We start from the raw sequence: 2,565 nt of genomic DNA on the forward strand, positions 1-2,565 counted from the left end.
TTCGAGGGACCGAGGTGACCTGGAAGACTCCCGGCGGCGGGACTGAAACCGGATTCGTCGGCGCTGTCGCCGATCGGTGAACCAACCCGAATAGTGGCAACGCTGTCGTTTCCCCTGTTTTCTGCAAGTTCACTTGCTTAACACCGTCCCTTAGACAAATCTGGTTGTAGTCGGTGGCTCGAGGGCGGGGTCGCCACCGCGATCGCGCCGCACCGCATGCGGGGTCGTTTCGCGCTGCGCGCGAAAACCCCCTTGGCGTGTGTCCCCAAGGGGACTGAGCCAAAAAATTACAGCGCCCCGCCCCCACCTCCGCATGATCTCCAGTTGAAGCACATGAAACAGGGGTGAGTCGTGGCGGGAGATATATTTTTGAGTTTTCAGATTGGAGTTGGGTCTATGAGTACTGTTGAAGACAGACCTGATGACGAATTAGAATTAGTAGCTAGCTACCTGAAAAACGAATTTGAGAATCCTACCAATGAGGAATACTTTGTGACCCACACGCCAAATCAGATCTACGTGTGGGAAACAAAATTCTCAGTAGAAGACCCTGATTTCCCTGCTTCTCATCCTACCACACATATTGAAGATCAGGTTTTATGGCATGATTCAGTTACGGATGTACTTGAAGAACTTAATGACCGGGGAATACTATCTATAGAGCTATAACTCGATAAACACATACCCAACTGAGATCACCAATAAATAGCGACTGGGTCAATGACAATAGCTGGACCATCCACAACATAATCTGATTCTTCAATATCTGTGTCTATTTCAAACATCTCCTCCTCATTTTCTGTTTGAGTGTTTTCTTCTAAATTCTCTGCAACTTCAGATAAGACACCTCTAAACCCGTCTACAGAGTCCTCAGTAAACACCTCACTCATTATCTGTACTAAGTCAATGTAATCCCACTTTTCATTACCAATTACATGATCTACTCGACCAATGACAGTGTATTGTTTAGTACTGTAGAATTCTCTTTTCGGATTTGTCCACAAACTCCCTAAGTCAATAGACATAACTACAGGATAATTAAAACCATCTGAATCTACTCGAAGGCCGATTCTTTCACCATGTAAAATATCTCTCCAAATATCAAATACGGATCTTGACTCATCGATCATAATCTCGCCCATGTCTTCTGAAAAATCAACATCTTCTCCTGTGGTATGCTCGAGTTGCTCTGCTTCGAACATTCGAGTTAACATAGTTATTGAATTAAGCAGTTTAAAAAATGGGTCTGGGTCACAATCCCCTCTAATTTTGATTGGATCTCCCGAATCAAACTCTAAACTCGAACTATTATCAGAAGAAGAATCAGACAAATCTACCAATTCACCAGATCCTTCAAGAACATCATGTAGTATGCTGAATCTATACTGACCATTTACTTTTCTTTCAGTTTCCCTCAGGACACGTTGCTCCTCAGAGCTACTACTGTCTCTGCTAATTTCACCTCCTCCGAGGCCTGAAATGGACAAAGATCCACCAAAGCTCCAACCTGATTCATCGCCTTCAATATTCTCGGATGCTTCTTTTACAGCCTCCGGAACTGCCACATATTGCGAAGCGAGTAGGCTATTGACACTCAATTCATCCAGATACACGAATTCCCGTAATTCGCTTACCATGCTATGGATCTATCAGGCAATCTTGTTAATTCTTTCTCATATTCCTGGGAGAGGGTTGGACTCACTCAGAAGGCCAGTTCTGGCAATACCTCCCCTTCCGGTTGTACGTTAGCAGATACGCTTTCCCGAATATGCACACGAGTGTCGAGATCCCGTGTGTACCAGTACGGAACCTCACGGCCAGTAGGCTTAATCACGTCTGCTCGAGAGTACAAGGTAGCGGGGATCGGGAGTAGTGTCGTTGCCGACAACTACCGTCCAACTGAGACATTCGGAAACTCCCCGCTACTGATCGAGATTATTCCAACGTCAATAGCCAATCTCGATTGCTCCGTCCACTTGACACACCACCAACGGATGGGGAGCTCCGATGTCGGTCCACCACCGACATCTTCTACGAGAACGCTTCTATCCAACACCGTCACCCGTCTCCTTCCGGTTGGACATCGCGAAGACCGATTTCCCCGATATGAACACGAACCGAGTACCACCCGTGTTCATATTCGGCCCATCGCCCATGCGATCGCCCTGGTCCTCGCGCCGATCACGCCGGGTTCCGACCCCTGTTTATAAACTAAGTCCGCTCGAGTGAACCGAAAAAACTAGGAAAGGCGGGTTGTGTTCACGAGCATGTCTCACAACGAGACACCCGGATCAGTCCGTATCAGGACTGACGACGGGAACGAATGGCGATTCGATGCAATCCAGAAAGCCGCAGCGTTCTACGACTGCAATCGATCGAACGCAGTCGCGTTCGCTTGCGAAGACGTCGACGAGCTCGTCTCCGCAGCGCGGGTCGTCCTCGAGCGCGATGACCTCACTCGCAAGCAGCGCCGGGAGATCGCCGAGACACTCTCGACTCGAGCCGTCAGTTTCGACCTGGAGTCTTCAGTCACGGTGACGAAAAAGGGGGACGCGTGACGATGGC

Annotated in this window: 3 protein-coding genes; 2 read left to right on the forward strand and 1 reads right to left on the reverse strand. The window is 48.4% G+C overall.

The window, feature by feature from the left end; translation table 11 throughout:
* The first annotated feature begins 396 nt into the window (after positions 1-396).
* Positions 397-669, forward strand: a complete 273-nt coding sequence (locus GS429_RS04235) for a hypothetical protein (RefSeq protein WP_160063045.1) — start codon at positions 397-399, stop codon at positions 667-669.
* Positions 670-695: 26 nt separating this feature from the next.
* Here GS429_RS04235 and GS429_RS04240 read toward each other — a convergent pair whose 3' ends face one another.
* Positions 696-1,637 (reverse strand): DUF6414 family protein, encoded by a 942-nt coding sequence (locus GS429_RS04240; protein WP_160063047.1) that lies wholly within the window; start codon positions 1,635-1,637, stop codon positions 696-698.
* A 630-nt stretch (positions 1,638-2,267) separates the two neighbouring features.
* On the opposite strand from GS429_RS04240, the gene GS429_RS04245 reads away from it, so the two are divergent.
* Entirely contained in the window at positions 2,268-2,558 is a 291-nt protein-coding gene (locus GS429_RS04245) for a DUF7692 domain-containing protein (RefSeq protein WP_160063049.1), read from the forward strand.
* Positions 2,559-2,565: the final 7 nt, after the last annotated feature.

The sequence above is a fragment of the Natronorubrum halalkaliphilum genome, from assembly GCF_009834785.1.
Lineage (GTDB): Archaea > Halobacteriota > Halobacteria > Halobacteriales > Natrialbaceae > Natronorubrum > Natronorubrum halalkaliphilum.